16 protein-coding genes are annotated in these 18,056 nt (G+C 61.4%); 11 read left to right on the top strand and 5 right to left on the bottom strand.

Translation table 11 applies throughout. The annotated features are described in order from the left end of the window. Window positions 1–7: 7 nt before the first annotated feature. Window positions 8–619 (bottom strand): glutathione S-transferase family protein, encoded by a 612-nt coding sequence (locus HGP14_RS17235; RefSeq protein WP_168831081.1) that lies wholly within the window; start codon window positions 617–619, stop codon window positions 8–10. Window positions 620–741: 122 nt separating this feature from the next. Here HGP14_RS17235 and HGP14_RS17240 point away from each other — a divergent pair, with 122 nt between their 5' ends. Then, window positions 742–1,653 (top strand): LysR family transcriptional regulator, encoded by a 912-nt coding sequence (locus HGP14_RS17240; RefSeq protein ID WP_168831293.1) that lies wholly within the window; start codon window positions 742–744, stop codon window positions 1,651–1,653. Between the two features lie 139 nt (window positions 1,654–1,792). Continuing rightward, window positions 1,793–3,187 carry an MFS transporter gene (locus HGP14_RS17245; protein WP_168831082.1) on the top strand — a complete coding sequence of 465 codons (1,395 nt, stop codon included), beginning with the start codon at window positions 1,793–1,795 and terminating at the stop codon, window positions 3,185–3,187. 106 nt (window positions 3,188–3,293) lie between these two features. Here the strand turns inward: HGP14_RS17245 and HGP14_RS17250 are convergent, their stop codons facing one another. Beyond that, window positions 3,294–4,052 carry an HAD family hydrolase gene (locus HGP14_RS17250; protein ID WP_168831083.1) on the bottom strand — a complete coding sequence of 253 codons (759 nt, stop codon included), beginning with the start codon at window positions 4,050–4,052 and terminating at the stop codon, window positions 3,294–3,296. Window positions 4,053–4,196: 144 nt separating this feature from the next. Between HGP14_RS17250 and rpiA the strand changes: the two genes are divergently transcribed. The 3 genes from rpiA to gor all read left to right on the top strand — a co-directional run bounded on the left by rpiA (window position 4,197) and on the right by gor (window position 6,979). Continuing rightward, the gene (gene rpiA / locus HGP14_RS17255; RefSeq protein WP_168831084.1) at window positions 4,197–4,895 is read left to right on the top strand and encodes a ribose-5-phosphate isomerase RpiA; all 699 of its coding nucleotides are present in this window, start codon (window positions 4,197–4,199) and stop codon (window positions 4,893–4,895) included. A 17-nt stretch (window positions 4,896–4,912) separates the two neighbouring features. Further along, a complete protein-coding gene (locus HGP14_RS17260; RefSeq protein WP_168831085.1) occupies window positions 4,913–5,482 on the top strand; it encodes a DUF2059 domain-containing protein in 570 nt (189 codons plus the stop codon). Window positions 5,483–5,593: 111 nt separating this feature from the next. After that, entirely contained in the window at window positions 5,594–6,979 is a 1,386-nt protein-coding gene (gene gor, locus HGP14_RS17265) for a glutathione-disulfide reductase (protein WP_168831086.1), read from the top strand. 99 nt (window positions 6,980–7,078) lie between these two features. Here gor and HGP14_RS17270 read toward each other — a convergent pair whose 3' ends face one another. Next, window positions 7,079–8,455, bottom strand: coding sequence for a TadE/TadG family type IV pilus assembly protein (locus HGP14_RS17270; RefSeq protein ID WP_168831087.1), 1,377 nt, complete (start codon window positions 8,453–8,455; stop codon window positions 7,079–7,081). 250 nt (window positions 8,456–8,705) lie between these two features. Here HGP14_RS17270 and HGP14_RS17275 point away from each other — a divergent pair, with 250 nt between their 5' ends. The 5 genes from HGP14_RS17275 (at window position 8,706) to HGP14_RS17295 (ending at window position 13,634) form a co-directional block, all read left to right on the top strand. Beyond that, entirely contained in the window at window positions 8,706–10,079 is a 1,374-nt protein-coding gene (locus tag HGP14_RS17275) for a class II 3-deoxy-7-phosphoheptulonate synthase (protein WP_168831088.1), read from the top strand. A gap of 254 nt (window positions 10,080–10,333) precedes the next feature. Further along, window positions 10,334–11,275, top strand: a complete 942-nt coding sequence (locus tag HGP14_RS17280) for an IS110 family transposase (protein ID WP_205927206.1) — start codon at window positions 10,334–10,336, stop codon at window positions 11,273–11,275. A 127-nt stretch (window positions 11,276–11,402) separates the two neighbouring features. After that, on the top strand, window positions 11,403–11,798 hold the full coding sequence (locus HGP14_RS17285; RefSeq protein ID WP_168831089.1) for a GFA family protein: 396 nt from the start codon (window positions 11,403–11,405) through the stop codon (window positions 11,796–11,798). 226 nt (window positions 11,799–12,024) lie between these two features. Beyond that, window positions 12,025–12,474 (top strand): SRPBCC domain-containing protein, encoded by a 450-nt coding sequence (locus HGP14_RS17290; protein ID WP_168831090.1) that lies wholly within the window; start codon window positions 12,025–12,027, stop codon window positions 12,472–12,474. Window positions 12,475–12,575: 101 nt separating this feature from the next. Further along, complete coding sequence (locus HGP14_RS17295) at window positions 12,576–13,634, top strand: adenylate/guanylate cyclase domain-containing protein (RefSeq protein ID WP_168831295.1); 1,059 nt, start codon at window positions 12,576–12,578, stop codon at window positions 13,632–13,634. A 25-nt stretch (window positions 13,635–13,659) separates the two neighbouring features. On the opposite strand, the gene HGP14_RS17300 is transcribed toward HGP14_RS17295, so the two are convergent. Then, entirely contained in the window at window positions 13,660–14,193 is a 534-nt protein-coding gene (locus tag HGP14_RS17300) for a DUF1003 domain-containing protein (protein ID WP_168831091.1), read from the bottom strand. A gap of 81 nt (window positions 14,194–14,274) precedes the next feature. Then, a complete protein-coding gene (locus HGP14_RS17305) occupies window positions 14,275–16,197 on the bottom strand; it encodes an LTA synthase family protein (protein WP_409527086.1) in 1,923 nt (640 codons plus the stop codon). 173 nt (window positions 16,198–16,370) lie between these two features. Between HGP14_RS17305 and HGP14_RS17310 the strand changes: the two genes are divergently transcribed. Beyond that, the gene (locus tag HGP14_RS17310; RefSeq protein ID WP_168831296.1) at window positions 16,371–18,050 is read left to right on the top strand and encodes an NAD+ synthase; all 1,680 of its coding nucleotides are present in this window, start codon (window positions 16,371–16,373) and stop codon (window positions 18,048–18,050) included. Window positions 18,051–18,056: the final 6 nt, after the last annotated feature.

Here is an 18,056-nt window from a genome sequence, read left to right on the forward strand (position 1 = left end):
CACCTCCTCAGGCCGCCAATCCAACCGGCGTCTTCTGGAAATCGACAAAGCCAGGCAGTGCCTCTATCCGTTTCAGCCACGCACGGACACGCGAATAGTCTTGGAGGTCCACGTCGCCCTCCGGGGCACGCGCCACATAGCTGTAAAGCGCGATATCGGCGATCGTCGGCCCCGGAGCGGCGATCCAGTTGCGGCCTTCCAGGGCAGCCTCGATGAGCGCCAGGATGGCATGGGCGCGCGGGATCACCTCTTCCGGCCGATAGGGTGCGTTGAACACAGTGATAAGCCGCGCTTGCGCCGGTCCGTATGCGATCTGCCCCGCCGCAACCGACAGCCAGCGCTGAATGGCGGCCGCGCCCTCGGGGTCTTCGGGCAGCCAATCGCTGCGTCCTGCCTTTTTCGCCAGATAAACGAGAATAGCGTTGGAATCGCAGATGATCACGCCGTCGTCATCGAGCACCGGAACCTGTCCGAACGGGTTCATTTCGAGGAAGGGTGCTTCCTTATGTTCTCGCTTGGCAAGATCGACGAGAGCGAGTTCGTGCTCGATGCCGAGCAACGAGAGAAAGAGCCGCGCACGATGCGAATGGCCGGATAGCGGATGATAGTAGAGCTTCATGTCTGCCTCCTGCGGAAGAATTGGAGGCTATGATGATTATTAAAGGCGGTGATGGTAAGAGTAAATTATTGCAGTGGACTATTTCGGTTATCGAAATAATCAGGTTTTGCGGAGGAGTTGTGATGGATCGCTGGCAGGCGATGCGCGTATTCGTGCAGGTGGTGGAAAGCGGTGGCTTTGCTCCTGCCGCCCGAGTGTTGCACATGAGTCCACCTTCGGTAACGCGGACCATATCCCAGTTGGAAGGCCTGATCGGCACGCGCCTTCTCGTACGCACGACCCGCTCGTTGAAGCTGACCGCGGCGGGCGAGGGGTATGCCGCTGATTGCCGGCGTATCCTCGGAGAAATATCCGAGGCGGAAGCCAACGCGGCCGGCAGCTTCACCCAGCCGGCCGGTTTGCTCACGGTCACCGCGCCAGCACTTTTTGGGCGCATCCACGTGCTTCCGGTGATTCTGGATTTCCTCGATCGTTATCCTGCGATGCAGGTGAAAACCGTATTCGTGGACCGCGTGACCAATCTCGTAGAGGAGGGGTTGGACGTGGCCGTGCGCATTGCAGCCCTACCTGCCTCCGGACTTGTCGCCCGGCGTATTGGGTCCATCGGGCAGGTGCTTTGCGGCTCGCCGGACTACTTCGCTCGCCACGGCGAGCCGGAAACGCCGGAGGACCTTGCCGGGCATAGGATCATTGGGCGCGACGGCTTATTCGGCCATTCCGAGTGGCTGTTTGGAAAGGACAACAGTATCCGCGTGCCCGTCAGTGCCAGGCTTATCTGCAACACGAACGACGCTGCCATCGCGGCCGCGGTGGCGGGCTGGGGGCTTTCCCGTTTCCAGTCATACCAGGTTGCCCCTGAAATCGAGGCTGGCCGGCTGAAGATCGCGCTTGCTGACTACGAGCGCGAACCGGTTCCAATCCACATCGTGCATGCAGAGGGGCGCAAGGTCTCGGCTCGGGTGCGCGCCTTCGTGGATTTCGCTGTAGAGCGCTTTCGACAGCGCGTGGGGGTGAATGGCGTCGGTTCGTCGTAGTGCGGCGGCAGTTCGCGAGCCGTCAGCGGCCGTTCCCTGTGAACCCGGCTTCTATGACAGCAAAGCCAGTGCCACTATACAGGCGTGAGTCGGTGCTGGAATTGATGTCTGCAGTGAAATTGCCAAGGGCCTTGTGAGCATGGCGTCCGAGAACGATTTTAGAGCGCTAGCCCTTATCGTGGCCTGTGCGCTTTTCATGGAGAATCTTGACGGTTCGATCATCGTCACGGCCCTTCCGCAGATTGCCAAGGCTTTTGGGACGAGTCCGATCGATCTCAGTGTTGCGGTCAGTTCCTACCTTCTCAGCGTGGCGGTTTTTATCCCGGCCAGCGGGTGGATTGCCGATCGCTTCGGTGCCCGCACTATCTTTCTCGCCGCCATTGCCGTCTTCACGCTGGCGTCCGTCCTATGCGGTCTGAGTCGTGGTCTCGCCGCATTCGCTATCGTCCGCGCCCTGCAGGGGATCGGCGGAGCAATGATGGTCCCGGTTGGCCGCCTCGTACTCATGCGCAATGTTTCGAAAGCGGACATGGTCAGCGCCATGGCTTACCTCACTGTACCGGCAGTGCTTGGACCTGTGCTCGGCCCGCCTCTGGGCGGGTTCATTGTGACCTACGCATCCTGGAGGTGGATTTTTTTCTTGAATGTCCCGATCGGCGTGATCGGCGCTTTCTTGGTCCTTCGGCTTGTTCCCAATCACAAAGAGGACGTGACGCCGCCCTTTGACTGGCTGGGCTTCGCCTTGAGCGGCCTTGCTCTCGCGGGGCTTGTCTACAGCGTGGAACTGGCCAGTCACGGCGGCCTCTCTCCCGGCTTATTGGTACCGTTCCTGGTCGGCGCCGGTGCGCTTTTGCTCTATCTTCGACATGCCCGCGCCAGAGAGAACCCGATCCTCGATCTGAAGCTTCTCCATATCCCAACCTTCCGGCTATCGTTCTTCGCCGGAAACCTTTTCCGCATCAGTGCAGGCGCAATTCCCTTCCTGCTTCCCATGATGCTCCAGGCCGGCTTCGGTCTGAGTGCCTTCAACTCCGGCGTCCTGACCTTCATCAGTGCTGTAGGTTCGCTTCTGATGCGGGTTCTTGCGGGTTACCTCCTGAAGGCATTGGGATTTCGGAGAGCCCTTGTTTTGAATGGCTTTCTGTGTGCGTTGCTGATGCTGGCGCATGGCTTCCTGACGCCCAGCACGCCCGTATTGCTGATGCCCGCTCTGTTCTTCGCCGCCGGGTTCTGTCGCGGCTTGCAGTACAACGGGATCGCAGCGCTGAATTTCGCGGACGTCTCCAAGGTGCAGATGAGCCGGGCCACCTCTCTCGCGAGCACTGCCCAGCAGCTTTCGCAAAGTCTCGGCGTTGCTACCGGCGCGCTATTTCTGAGCGTGACGATTTTTGGGCTCGGTCAGGATCGTCTTGGTCCAGATAGCTTTGCACCCGCTTTTTCCGGAATAGCGATCATCGCAGCTCTTTCGGCTATTCTGTTTCTTCGGCTACCAAGATCCGCTGGATCAGATGTGAGCGGGCACGGCGTCAAATAGCGACCGATAAGAGTCTTCGGATCAGTGTGTGTCCGACCGTCCAAATCGTGCAGTCACGCGCGGGCCACTGACTGCGCAGCGCCAGTGACTTTTGAGGCCGGCCGCTTCAGCGGGAGACAGCTGCCGCGTTCGATAGCGCGAAATCACGAATGACGGCGTCGACGAGGTCGGGGGTCAGTTCGTCGTAGTGCAGGATGATCCGGTTCGGCCCGAGCGTTTCGACCGGCACGTCGGAATAGCCGAAGGGAACGGCGATCGATGGCACGCTGGCATTCCTGGCGACTGCAATGTCGTTGACGCTGTCGCCGATCATGACGCTGCGCGCCGGGGCTCCGCCTGCGCGTTCGATCGTGCCGGTCAGATGCCGCGCATCGGGCTTGCGGACCGGAAAGGTGTCGCCGCCGGTGATGGCGTCGAAATAATGAGTCAGATGGAGCTTGCGGAGAAGCGTCAGCGCCAGCGATTCCAGCTTGTTGGTGCAGACCGCGAGCTTGTAGCCGTTCGCTTTCAGCGCATCCATCGCGGCGACCAGGCCGGGATAGGGCTGGGTGTGCCCGGGCATCGTATCGGTATAGTGAGCAATGAAGCGCTCCAGCAGCGGCGGAAGTTCGTTCTCCGAAAGCGGGTGGCCACGAAGCTTGCATGCACGCTCGATCATCACCCTGGCGCCGTGGCCGACGAGATGGGTGAGGTCGGCATAAGTCACCGGTGCGAGATCAAGTGCGGCGATCGTGTGATTAAGGCTTTCGACGAGATCCGCATGCGTATCGAGCAGCGTGCCGTCGAGATCGAATACGACAAGGGGAGGGGTCAAGGAAATCGCCTCTTTGTGGAAAACGGTCGCCCCGGAGTAGGTGATACGCATGGAAAAAGCAACGCCAAGACTATGATCCACAACGCCGCAGCCAGGTGCTTTCGCATTTCAGTTTGCTGGTATTATTTTATCTTTCGTTCGCCTTAGGAGGCGTGTAAACAGCACAACCAACGAAACAAGCGGAGTAAGCGGCGCATGGATGCCCGCGAAATGAAGATCAAGGCCGCCGAGGCGGCTCTTGCCCATGTCGAGAATGGAATGCGCCTCGGAATCGGCACGGGGAGTACGGCCGAGGAATTCGTCCGCCTGCTTGCCGAAAAGGTCGCCGGCGGGCTGAGGGTCGAGGGCGTTCCGACCTCGGAACGCACGGCGCGGCTTTGCGTCGAACTCGGCGTGCCACTGAAATCGCTCGACGAACTTCCGGAACTGGACCTGACAATCGACGGCGCCGACGAAGTGGACCCGGCGCTGCGCCTCGTCAAAGGCGGCGGCGGCGCGTTGCTGCGCGAGAAGATCGTGGCGGCGGCTTCGAACCGCGTGATCGTGATTGCCGACGAGACGAAGCTGGTCGAGACGCTTGGCCGTTTTCCGCTGCCGATCGAGGTCAATCCGTTTGGTCTCGTTTCCACCCGGATGGCGATCGAAAAGACGGCTGCGAGGCTCGGCCTGACCGGCAGCCTTGTGCTTCGCCAATCCGGTGACGGAGAATTCACGACAGACGGCGGCCACTACATCATCGATGCATCTTTTGGCCGCATTCCTGATGCAGACGCGCTTTCGAGCGAGCTGAATTCCATCCCCGGTGTCGTTGAACACGGACTTTTCCTCAATATGGCGGCACTTGCGATCATCGCAGGTCCAGCGGGTGCGCGCACGCTGCGGGCGAACAGATAACAGGAGCATTGAGAAGCATGAAGAAATTTGCAGGTCTTGGCCGGTTTGCCGCTGCGACGGTTATTCTTTCCGGTATCGCTTTCGGCTCGGCTGCGCAGGCGCAGGAAATTTCGGATGAGCAGTTGAAGGCGGCGCGCGCGGCCGTTGCGGCCATCGGCGCGACGGCTCAGTTCGACAACATCCTGCCGGGCCTTGCCGAACGCCTGAAGGCTGGTCTCATTCAAGATTCGCCGAACTACGAGGACGTGATTAGCTCGACGGTCGACGCCCAGGCGCTTGCGCTGGCGCCGCGCCGCGCCGATCTCGAAAAGGAAGCGGCAACGAACTACGCAAAGGCGTTCACTCTCGACGAGCTGAAGGCAATTGCCGATTTCTATAACTCGCCCGTCGGCAAGAAACTGCTGAGGGACGGCCCGATCGCATCGCGCGAAACCAACAGGGCGGCCGATATCTGGGCACAGGGCATCGCTCGCGATCTCCAGCAGAAGGCTAGTGCCGAGCTTAGCAAGGTGATCAAGGTGCAGCCGGTCCCCGAGACCGCGCCAGCGGCAAATGCACCGGCTGCGGCTCCGGCCGCCAAGCCCTGACCCGACGAGCACAAGCGTGAAAGCCCGGCATCGGCCGGGCTTTTGTTTTTGCCCGCGCAGAACCTATATCCATTGAACACCCCCCGCCGATTCCATCCGGAGCATACTTCCATGTCTTCATTTGATTACGACCTCTTCGTCATTGGCGGCGGTTCGGGAGGCGTCAGAGGCGCACGCGTTGCCGCTTCGCTTGGCAAGAAGGTGGCGATCGCGGAGGAGTACCGCTACGGCGGCACGTGCGTGATCCGCGGTTGCGTCCCGAAGAAGCTGTTCGTCTATGCCTCGCAGTATCACGAGCATTTCGAGGATGCGGCCGGTTTCGGCTGGACGGTCGGCGCAAGCTCTTTCGACTGGAAGAAGCTGGTCGCCGCCAAGGATGCCGAAATCGAGCGGCTGGAGGGGCTCTACAAGAAGGGGCTGTCGAACGCGAATGCGGAAATCCTCGAAACCCGTGCGGAACTCGTCGACGCGCATACGATCCGGCTGGTAAAGACGGGGCAGACCGTCACCGCCAAGACCATCCTCATTGCGACCGGCGGCCGGCCAAACCCGCATGCGGCATTGCCCGGGCATGAGCTTTGCATTTCCTCGAACGAGGCTTTCCATCTTGAAGAGTTGCCGAAATCGATCGTGATCGCCGGCGGCGGCTACATCGCCGTGGAGTTCGCCAACATCTTTCATGGGCTGGGCGTCGAGACGACACTGATCTATCGCGGGGCGGAGATTCTTTCGCGCTTCGATCAGGATCTGCGCCGTGGCCTGCACGAGGCGATGGTTGCCAAGGGCATCCGTATCCTCTGCCATGATGTCCTGGAGAAGGTCTCGGAAGCCGAGGGCGGGCTTGCCGTCGAGACGCTGAAGAACGGTACGCTGCATGTGGGCGCCGTGCTGCTGGCGCTCGGACGCGATCCGAACACCGCGGGCCTAGGGCTGGAAGCGGCCGGCGTGAAGATGAATGAGCGCGGCGCGATCGTGGTCGACGAATATTCGCGAACGAGCGTTGCCAACATCTACGCGCTCGGCGATGTCACCGACCGGGTACAACTCACCCCGGTCGCCATCCATGAGGCCATGTGCTTCATCGAGACCGAATACAAGAACAATCCGTCGAAGCCGGATCATGACCTGATCGCAACGGCCGTCTTCTCGCAGCCCGAGATCGGCACGGTCGGCCTTTCGGAAGAGGAGGCTGCCAGGCGCTACAAGGAACTCGAGGTCTATCGCGCCCAGTTCCGGCCGCTCAAGGCGACGCTTTCCGGACGGGCGGAAAGGATGCTGATGAAGCTGATCGTCGATGCCGAGAGCAGGAAGGTCGTTGGCGCGCATATCCTCGGTCATGACGCCGGCGAGATGGCGCAGATCCTCGGGATCACCCTGAAAGCCGGATGCACCAAGGACGACTTCGACCGCACCATGGCACTTCACCCGACCGCGGCGGAGGAACTCGTCACCATGTATGCGCCGAGCTATCGTATCCGCAACGGCGAGCGGGTCTGACGCACGCCTTGCGAGGCTTGCAGGTCGCCAACAAACCAAAAGCCGCTGCGCGTTCTCCGGAACCCGCAGCGGCTTGATTATCTTGAATTTGCAACGCTCTTAGTTCGTCAGCCGCAGAGCATTGCCGCCGCTGGCCGCCTTGACGAAGAGATGCGTCATGGCATTTTCCATATCGTCCTCCGGACCGACTTCGAAGAACAGATCGTCGGAGGCGCATTGCTGCAGCTTCGTTTTGATCTTGCTGGCGAAGATGTTCTTCATGTGGTTTTCCCAGATGTCGTCGCCCGTCAGCGGGATATAGGTGGTGTAGAGCACTGCCATCTTGATGCCTCGGTTCTTCAGAGCCGTGCAGTATTTGGTGTCGATCGGCTCCAGGCAGCGGCCTTCGCCATCATACCAGTTTCCGCCGCAGGTGCCGCCGGGCTTGAGACTGTCGCCGACGCCGTCCGTCACGAAATAAACGATCTTCTGCGGGTCGGCGGCGCTCGATCCGGTGCCGCCATCGCCGCTGATTTCCTTGCCGATCGCTGTGAGCGCGGTGTCGAAACTCGTAAGGGCATTGTCGTTGAAATGGTCGTGGTCTGTGGTCATCAGGCCGACATTGCCGACGGCCTTGGAGGCGCTTGCCATGTCAACGGTCAGTGACGTCACTTTCTCGATGCGGTAGCCCGGCTCGAGCGCATAGCTGCCGAAGCTGTAGGCGGCGATGTGATACTGATCGGCACTCGCCGACGCCGTGTTTACCTTGTCGATCAGGGCTTCCGCCGCTTTCGAGACGACGTCGATACGCAGCGTTACGTCGTTGTTGCGTGCCGCGATATAGGTACTGTCCGGATTTTCGTTGAACTTTCCGTTGCTCCCGTAGTAGCCGATATGGCAGGCAAGTGCGCAGGCACGACCGCCATTGGCGCCCGTGATCGCGCTCAGTCGGTCCATTTCCGTCTGCGTCGCAGCGATACCCATCGAGGGCGTGTTGTCGAGCAGCATGTAGAAATTCGTGTAGCTCTTGCTCTGTGCGCCGTAGACGGCGGTGGCCGCGCCGGACACCTTAATGGAGTCCTGCCCGAGCACCCGCATGAAGGTCGTCGGGATCTGCGCCGTGAACGTTGCGGTCGATGTGACCTGACCGTTCAGCCGCGCAACCTTGAGGTCGACGTCGATCGGCATGTCCGAGAGTTCGGCGCTGGTGGTGGAAGAGGAGCGCTGGGCAAGGAAGAAGGCTTTTCCATCGTTCTCGGCGATCGTCACTTCGCCATCCTCAGTCATCGCCTGATAGGCCTTGTACCCGGCCGAGCCTTCTGAAATTGCTCCCAGCGCCGCAGAGTCGGCCACATCCATCAAATCGGATCGAACGCTCAACGCATGACCGTAATCGACCGCCATTCCGGCGGCGCCGACTATCGGCACAAGAAGTACGGCGGTCAAAATGCCGAAATTGCCGGACTTATCTTTTAAGAAACTTCCCAAAACACGCATAAATTGCTCCGAAATATAATCGCAACCTGAAATTCCGTGACTATCTCAAATGGAAATAAAATCCTCCTTAAAGCCCTTGGAACATTTCGCTGCATCGGTGCGAATTTGACGATTGTCATACATTGGGGAATTGACAGGCCCGTCAGGCGGGTTAAGCGGCTATGCAAGGCGGCCGTTAAGGTTTATAAGCCGCTCACTTTTCAGCGCGTAGCCCGGCAGACGACCGCCGTGGCAAGGACAGGTGATTGACATGGCACAGAATTGGACCCCGAGCAGCTGGCGTGACAAGCCGATCCAGCAGGTTCCGGATTATCCGGACCAGGCCGCTTTGGCGGCAACGGAAGCCCAGCTTGCCAGCTATCCGCCGCTCGTCTTTGCCGGTGAGGCGCGGCGTTTGAAGAAGGCGCTTGGCAATGTGGCTGAGGGCAACGCCTTCCTGCTGCAGGGCGGCGATTGCGCCGAGAGCTTTGCCGAACACGGCGCCGACACGATCCGCGACTTCTTCCGCTCGTTCCTGCAGATGGCTGTCGTGCTGACGTTCGGAGCACAGCTGCCCGTCGTCAAGGTCGGCCGTATCGCCGGACAGTTTGCCAAGCCGCGCAGCAATTCGCACGAGACCCAGGACGGCCAGACGCTGCTGACCTATCGCGGCGACATCGTCAACGGCACGGAGTTCACCGAAGCTGCTCGTACGCCCGATCCGGAGCGCCAGGCCATGGCTTACCGCCAGTCGGCGGCGACGCTGAACCTGCTGCGTGCCTTCGCGATGGGTGGCTACGCCAACCTCGAAAACGTGCATCAATGGATGCTCGGCTTCGTCAAGGACAGCCCGCAGGGCGAGCGCTACCGCAAGCTTGCCGACCGCATCAGCGAAACCATGGATTTCATGAAGGCGATCGGCATTACGGCGGAGAACCAGCCGAGCCTGCGCGAAACGGACTTCTTCACCAGCCATGAGGCTCTGCTTCTCGGCTACGAGGAAGCGCTGACGCGCGTCGACTCGACCTCCGGCGACTGGTACGCGACATCAGGCCACATGGTCTGGATCGGTGACCGCACCCGCCAGGCAGACCACGCGCACGTCGAATACTGCCGCGGCATCAAGAACCCGATCGGCTTGAAGTGCGGCCCGTCGCTGCAGGCGGACGATCTGTTGAACCTGATCGACATCCTGAACCCGGCGAACGAAGCAGGCCGTCTAACGCTGATCTGCCGTTTCGGCTACGACAAGGTGGCGGACCACCTGCCGCGCCTGATCCGCGCCGTGGAGAAGGAAGGCCGCAAGGTCGTCTGGTCCTGCGATCCGATGCACGGCAACACGATCACGCTCAACAACTACAAGACGCGTCCGTTCGAGCGCATCCTGTCGGAAGTCGAAAGCTTCTTCCAGATCCACCGCGCCGAAGGTTCGCATCCGGGCGGCATCCATGTCGAAATGACCGGCAACGACGTGACGGAATGCACCGGCGGCGCGCGCGCGGTGACGGCCGGCGACCTGCAGGACCGCTACCACACCCATTGCGATCCGCGCCTCAACGCCGACCAGGCGCTCGAGCTTGCCTTCCTGCTCGCCGAGCGGATGAAGAGCGGCCGCGACGAAAAGCGCATGGTCGCCAACGGCTGATCGCTTGAAAATCGGAAGAAGAAGAGCCCGGCCACGCGCCGGGCTTATACATTGAGAGGCCGGAACGTCAGCTATGATGTCCCGGCCTCGTTTGTCATTGGGGTGATGCAACACCGCAATGGCGGAGCGCAAAGTGGTTGGTCCTTGCCGGGCCTGAACTTTCGTTCGTAAAAAAGCAGAACCCTTTGCGCTCTTCGAGGCATCGTCGAACCGTTGAGAGAGCTTCGCGCTCGCGTATAAGGGTGACCAGCCTCATGACCTATACTAGCCGTTTTATTGGCATCGACATATCGAAATCGGCCTTCGACATCTGCCTGCTGCCGGACCAAGCGTCATTGACCTTTGCCAATACGGCCGAGGGGATCGCTGATTTCCTCGCCTTTCTGGCGCCGGTGGCGGGAATAGAGCGGCTGATCCTTGAGCCGACTGGCGGTTATGAACGCCGTGTCGTGGAAGCGCTGCACGCGGCCAGCCTGCCCGTCGCCAAAGTGAATGCCAAACAGATCCGGCAGTTCGCCCGCGCCTGCGGCCAGCTTTCCAAGACCGATCGGATCGACGCCTTCGTTCTGGCCGATTACGGCCGGCGCATGGAAACGCGGATCCTGCCGCCGCAATCCGGCCAGCAGGCCATCCTGGCAGACCTTGTCCTGCGCTACAGGCAATTGTCCCACATGATCGTGCAGGAGAAGAACCGCAGAGAGAAACTGTCGGGCAAGACAAGAGATTGGATCGAGGAAACCCTGCGCTTCCTCCTCGATCAGCGCCAGGCGATCGTGGAAGAAATGACAGCCTGCCTCAAGGCCGATCAGCAGCTCGGCAAAAAGGCCGAGGTGCTGATGTCGCTCAAGGGCATCGGCCTGCGCACGGCCTGCTTCCTGCTGGCCGGACTGCCGGAGTTGGGCCTCATGGATAAAGCCAAAATCGCCAAGCTGGTCGGTGTTGCGCCGCTGAACCGGGATAGCGGCCTGATGCGCGGCAAACGCATGATCGCCGGCGGACGAAAGCCAGTCCGCGATGCACTCTACATCGCCGCTTTACCGGCCATCCGCTTCGATCCGACAATCAAGGCCTTCTATACGAGCCTGCGCAACCGAAGAAAACCAGGAAAGGTCGCCGTCATCGCCGCAGTCCGAAAGATGCTCATCATTCTCAATGCAAGAATGCGAGACCATGCGGCAACCGGGCTTGACCCTTAACACCGTTGCTTTTTGTTTGCCCGCCGCGACCGCATCAAAATCCCTGACACTCTGCTTCAAGCAATTGGATTTGACGCAGCCTCAGGCAGCCGCCAGTCTTGCCGTCTATCGAGAAACGGGGGCTTGCATGGCGAAGGACTATACGGGTGGCTGCGGCTGCGGGGCGGTGAGGTTTCGAAGCAGGAACGAACCCGGACCGGTGGTCGGCTGTCATTGCTCGCAGTGCCGGCGGCAGACGGGACTCTACTATGCATCGTGCGACGTGCCGCTCGACGGCCTCACGATCGAAGGCGAAAGCGCGATCCGCTGGTACCGGTCGAGCGAGACCGCCGAACGCGGCTTCTGCGTCAACTGCGGCTCGGCTCTGTTCTGGCAGAGAAAGGGATCGCCGATGGTGTCCGTCATGGCGGGCGCCTTCGACCAGCCGAGCGGGCTTGCCTTCGGCTATCACATCTATTGTGCCGACAAGGCTGACTTCTACCAGATCAACGATGACGTGCCGCAATACGCCAAGGGTATCTGAGCGGCGATCGCAGCGGTGCCGGTGATTCCATCGTAATCCCGTCACACTTGTCACTCCCGTCTTGTCGATGTCCGGGGTTAAGCTTGCCGGCGAATGTTCCTTGTTACCACGGTAGGCGCTTGGGATGCCCTTGTTGAGGAAGAGCTTCCGCCTAGATGCCGCCGGGTAACGTGCCGTCCATCCTTGCCTCCGACGGGGCGGTCCATGACAACCACAGGAGAGACCGATGCAAGAGGCCCTTGTCGTTCGCCGCGAGACGCATATTCCGGCGCCGCCGGCCGCGGTGTTTGCCCTTTTGACCGATCCGGAGAAGATCTTGCGCTGGATGGGAACGGAAGCCCAGGTTGAGCCGCAGCCCGGGGGGCTTTATCTCGTCAACGTCACCGGCGCTCGCTTTGCCCGCGGTTCATTTCGCGAGGTGGTGCCGGTGCACCGGCTGGCCTATAGCTTCGGCTGGGACGGCAGCGAGATCGTGCCGCCGGGATCGAGTCTGGTCGAGATCGACCTCGTTGAGCAGCCGGACGGAACGCTGCTGCGCTTGACCCATACCGGCCTGCCCAATGCCGCGCAATGCGCTGGCCATGCGGAAGGCTGGGCGCATTACCTCAAGCGGCTGACCGAGGTCGCAGCCGGGCGCGATCCCGGTCCGGATCCCATGCATGGCAGATATGACTGATCTCCGCTCCTGAACTCGCGGTACCCGAGCCGATGCCTTTCGAGGGGCGCCCCTTACGCTGACGGATGACAGCCAACGTCCGCGGTGGCATGATCTCCGGCATGGATCTGCCCGCGCCCCTTGCCTGGCTGGTCGACGAGGCCGGTGCCTCGCCTGGCCCTGATCGGTTCCTTGCCGAACTTGGCGGCCGCCTGCTGGCCGACGGCCTGCCGCTCGCCGCTGGAGCCCTGACGCTCGCGGTACCGCATCCGATCATCGCCCGACGGACCTGGCTGTGGCGGGCGGAGAACGGGGCGGTGATCGAGGCGCTGGGTTTTAGCGACGGTCCGTCCAGCCAGGCCGGACGCGACTGGCTTGCCGGACTTGGGCAAGTGCAGGAGGAGATAGTCGGGCCGGCGCCGAACAGTCCCATGCTGGGCTGGGCCGGAGCCCAGCCATTCGCCGCCGCCGAGGTCCGCCGGCTGCGCCAGGTTGCGCGTTTTGCAGCAGCGCCCTTGGCCGCCTTGGCCGCGCGGTCGGAACTGGCAACGCTGCTCGAGGCCTATCTCGGCCGGCGCAGCGCCGCCCGCGTGCAGGCCGGCGCGCTGGGCCGCGGCACTGGAGAGACCATCCACGCCGTGCTGCTCTGTGCCGATCTGCGCGACTTCACCGCCTTGTCCGAGGCGACGGAGCCGGCGGCAATGATTGCTGCCCTCGACGCCTGGTTCGAGCGCGTCACCGGGGCGGTGCACGCGTTCGGGGGTGAGGTGTTGAAGTTCATCGGAGACGGCGTGCTGGCGATCTTCCCTGTCACCGGCGTTCCAGGCGACGCGTGCGAAGCGGCGCTGCGCGCGGTCGCCGCCGCCCGCGCCGGCATGGCCCATCTCGATGCGACACGGCAGGCGCAGGGACTGCCGCCGCTGCCCTTTGGCGCGGCCCTGCATTTCGGGGAGATGCTTTGGGGCAATATCGGCGCGGCCGACCGGCTGGATTTCACCGCCATCGGTCCCGCCGTCAACCTGGTGAGCCGGCTCGAAGGGCTGTGCAGGCCCCTTGGCCGCAGTGTACTCATCTCCGGCGCGGTTGCCGCAGAGACGACAACGGCGTTGATTCCCTTGGGCGAGCACTTGTTGCGCGGCATTGCCGAGCCCTGCGCGGTCTTCACACTGCCGGAGGATTGAGCCTCGCCAGCCAGGGTCGAGTAGTTCAAGCCCCTTTCGCCGCCAGGGCAGCGTACAGGTGCTGGACGTCTTCCCGCAACGCGGCGATCTCGGTCAGAACGCGCATGTCGATCTTCTGGTGCAGCGACAGAACCTCCAATTCGGACTTGAGGTTCACCTCGTAATCCTTGGCCGCCTCGAAGCGGTCGCGCTCGGCTTGCCGGTTCTGCGACATCATGATGATCGGCGCCTGGATGGCGGCGAGCATGGAAAGAATCAGGTTCAGGAAGACGAAGGGGTAGGGATCAAAGGCGCCCGTCACGAGAATGATCGTGTTGATCACGGTCCAGATCGCCAGGAAGGCGAGGAAGCAGATGATGAAGGACCATGAGCCGCCGACCCTTGCGATGCCGTCGGCGACGCGTTCCCCGAAAGATGCCTCAGCCGCAATAACCGCGTTGACATCCGTCGAGATGATCTTGCGCTCGTGCGCCCTCTTGAGAATTCGCTTTTCGATATCGCCGAGGTCCTCGATTGGCTTGTCGAAATGCAGGTGAACGAAATCCGAGAAATTATGCATAGCTCTGGCTCCGAGACGTGAGCGTTTCGGAGCCAGTATTATATCCCGTGGCCAAATTGCAATGCGGCCGGTTTCAGACCGTCACGAGCCCCTGCTTGCTAGCAGGTCGTACTGCGGGAAGAAACGCTCCAGCGTCCGCGCCTTGCCGAACATGATGTCGTGCTGCAGGTAGCGGTAGTCGCGCACCAGCGGATCGAGCTTCTTCTGATCGAGCACCCAGTCCGGCGTCACCTTGTTGTCACGCGTCGCGAGCTGGTAGCGGTCTATGATGTTGTATTTCTTCTGCACGCGCCCGAGGAGGCCTGTGTAGAAGGGGTGCTCGAAACCGGCGAACTTGAGGAGATTATAGGGGATCAGCGAGGGGCTGATCGTGCCGACATTCTCCTTGACGCCTTTCCTGTTGGACCAGATGACCAGCGGCGTTTCATGTTCGCGCTTCATGACGTCGAGCGAAGCCCTGCGCGTGGCCACCATATCCGGCATGTAGCCGGCGCTCATGTAGGTGTTGCCGAGTGGTGGCAGATGGTCGCCCCAGAGGACGATGATCGTTTCGCGATTTCGCTTCGACGCCCAGTCCATCAGCTTCTTCAGACTGTCGTCAGCTTCTTTCACGCCCTGCGTATAGGTCGCAAGCGTCGCGCGGTCGGCGTCGGGGATGTTTCCCCGGATCTCGATCGTGTTGCGCGCATAGCGGCCCGGCTCATAGGGCCCATGTCCCTGCAAGGTGACCGCGAAGAAGAAGAATGGCTGATCGAGGCCGTCGCCTTCGCGAATGATCTCCTTCATCAGGGAGTCGTCGGAGGCAAAGAGGCCGCGCTTTTCCATCGGCGGCATCGTCTCTTCGGTGCGGAATTCCTCGAAACCGAAATCCTTGTAAACCTGATTGCGGTTCCAGAACCAGCCGCTGTAGGGATGCAGTGCCCGCGCCGTGTAGCCTTGCCCGCGGAAGAAAGTCGCAAGTGACGGGACGTCGTGGCGGAGATACTGCTGATAGGGGATGCTGCCATAGGGCAGGAAGGCGTTCGAAAAGCCGGTCAGTGCCTCAAACTCGACATTGGCGGTCATGCCGCCGAATTCCGGGGAGAAGACGTGGCCGGATTGTGAGGCACGCACGTTCGGCATCGGATCGGCGCTGAAGCCGACCTTCGTGAGCCGCGTGGGGTCCCAGAAGGACTCGCTCATCAGCATGATGACATCAGGCTTTTCCCGCGGGCCGGCCAGATAGCCGAAGTTGCGCGCCGGGATCGCGTCGAGCGCCTCGGCGTTGAGACCGGCCGGGACGGCGACATCCGCCATCGGAACATTGAAGAGGAAGGCCAGGATGAAGCCGTTGGTACGGTAGTTCTCCTTCTGGTCCCACATGATCGGCACGACCTGCAGGCGGTCGCGGATGTAGGAATACTGCGAGTAGTCCATCAGCGAGCAGAAGGCGGCGATGACAGGCACCCCGAGGCAGAGGCGGCGCAAGCGCGCCTGCGTGGAGAGCTTCGGGAAGTTACGCCAGGCATAACGCCATGTCAGGAAGAGACCCGCAACGGAGAGCGCAAGGCCGATAACGAGCGCTACGGCCATCCACGGTCTGTCGCGCACCATCACCGGCAGCAACTCCATGATCTGCCGGGTGAAGAGCACGTCCGACGGATAGAACGGATCGGAGAGAAAGTGCTGCTTCTGATTGGAGACGAAAGCAGGGATCACGATAAGCGGTACCAGGATGAACACGGACTGGTAGCGTCGTCCAAATGCGGCATCGAGGGTCAGCATCACGATCGCCAGCATGGCGACCGTGGTCATGCCGGGCCGGGCTGTCGATGTCAGGAATTCGCCGACATCGATGAGCGTGCCGCGCGCGATCCATTCGACGCTAATCGTGCTGAGTAGGGCAACGGATAGGGAAAATGCTATGCCGATCGCCGCGCGTGCCGTGGGAGATTGCACGCTCGACCCGAAACCAGCAACTCTTCGTGCCTGCGCGGACTTCAATACCAACGCGATCAACGTCAGACTCCAATGTCATAAAAGCTTCATCTCAATGTCACATGTCCGTCATGAACGGTAGATGAACCCTGCTGGTGCCCTGACGTTCCGCGATGGTTTCGCTTTTTTGCCTGACTGAGTCGGCCGCTTTTCACGGCACGGCGATTGCAGCGGCAGCCGGTGCGCGCTAAATGAATGACATGACACAGGAAAACGCGCCTTTGAATACGCTCCACATCGCCGTTGCCCAGTTGAACCCGACGGTCGGGGATGTGGCCGGAAACCTTGCGAAAGCTCGCGAAGCACGCGCCGACGCGGCCCGCCAGGGCGCGCATCTCTTGCTTTTGACGGAGCTTTTCATTTCCGGCTATCCGCCGGAAGATCTCGTGCTGAAACCGGCATTCTTGAGAGCCTGCCAGAAGGCGGTCGAAGACCTCGCGGCCGACACCGCGGACGGCGGGCCGGGTGTCATCGTCGGCTTCCCGCGGCAGGGCGAGACGGGGCGGCACAATTCCATCGCGGTTCTCGACGGTGGCAAGATCCTGGTACTGCGGGACAAGGTCGACCTGCCGAACTACGGTGAATTCGACGAAAAGCGCGTCTTTTCGGAAGGAACGATGCCGGGACCGGTCAATTTCCGCGGCGTGCGTCTCGGCGTGCCGATCTGCGAGGAGATCTGGAACGATCTCGGCGTGTGCGAAACGCTCGCCGAAAGCGGCGCCGAAATCCTGCTCGTCCCGAACGGCTCGCCCTACTATCGCGGCAAGGTCGACGTGCGCCATCAGGTGGCGCTGAAGCAGGTGATCGAAACAGGCCTGCCGCTGATCTTCGCCAATCAGCTCGGCGGCCAGGACGAGCTCGTCTTCGACGGCGCGAGCTTCGCATTCAATGGCGACAAGACGCTCGCCTTCCAGATGAGCCAGTTCGAAACGGCATTGGCAGTCACGACCTGGAGGCGCGGCGAGGACGGCTGGCATTGCACCGAGGGCCCGATGTCGCGCATTCCCGAGCTCGACGAGGCTGATTACCGTGCCTGCCTGCTCGGTTTTCGCGACTATGTGAACAAGAACGGCTTCAAGAACGTCGTGCTTGGCCTGTCGGGCGGCATCGACTCGGCCATCTGCGCGGCGATTGCCGTCGATGCGCTCGGCGAGGAGCGCGTCCGCACGGTCATGCTGCCTTACCGCTACACCTCCGCCGATTCGCTGAAGGATGCAGCGGATTGCGCCAGGGCGCTTGGTTGCCGCTACGACATCGTGCCGATCGAGGAGCCCGTGAAGGGCTTTACCGCAGCGCTGTCGGAACTCTTCGAAGGTACGGATAGCGGCATCACCGAGGAAAACCTGCAGAGCCGTGCGCGTGGCACGATCCTGATGGCGATCTCCAACAAGTTCGGCTCGATGGTCGTCACGACCGGCAACAAGTCGGAAATGTCGGTCGGCTATGCGACGCTCTATGGCGACATGAACGGCGGTTTCAACCCGATCAAGGACCTCTACAAGATGCAGGTCTATGCGCTGGCGCGCTGGCGCAACAGCCATGTGCCGCCGGATGCGCTGGGTCCTTCGGGTGTGGTGATTCCGCAGAACATCATCGACAAGGCGCCGTCCGCCGAGCTTCGTCCCGACCAGACGGACCAGGATTCGCTGCCGCCTTATCCGGTGCTCGACGACATTCTCGAATGCCTCGTGGAGAAGGAGATGGCGGTGAGGGAGATCGTCGCGCGCGGGCACGACGTCGAGACCATCCACCGCATCGAGCATCTGCTCTATCTCGCCGAATACAAGCGCCGCCAATCGGCTCCGGGCGTGAAGATCACCAAGAAGAATTTCGGACGTGATCGCCGCTATCCGATCACCAACCGGTTCCGAGATCGGTAACAAGAA

The sequence above is a fragment of the Rhizobium sp. P32RR-XVIII genome (genome assembly GCF_012641395.1).
Classification (GTDB): domain Bacteria; phylum Pseudomonadota; class Alphaproteobacteria; order Rhizobiales; family Rhizobiaceae; genus Rhizobium.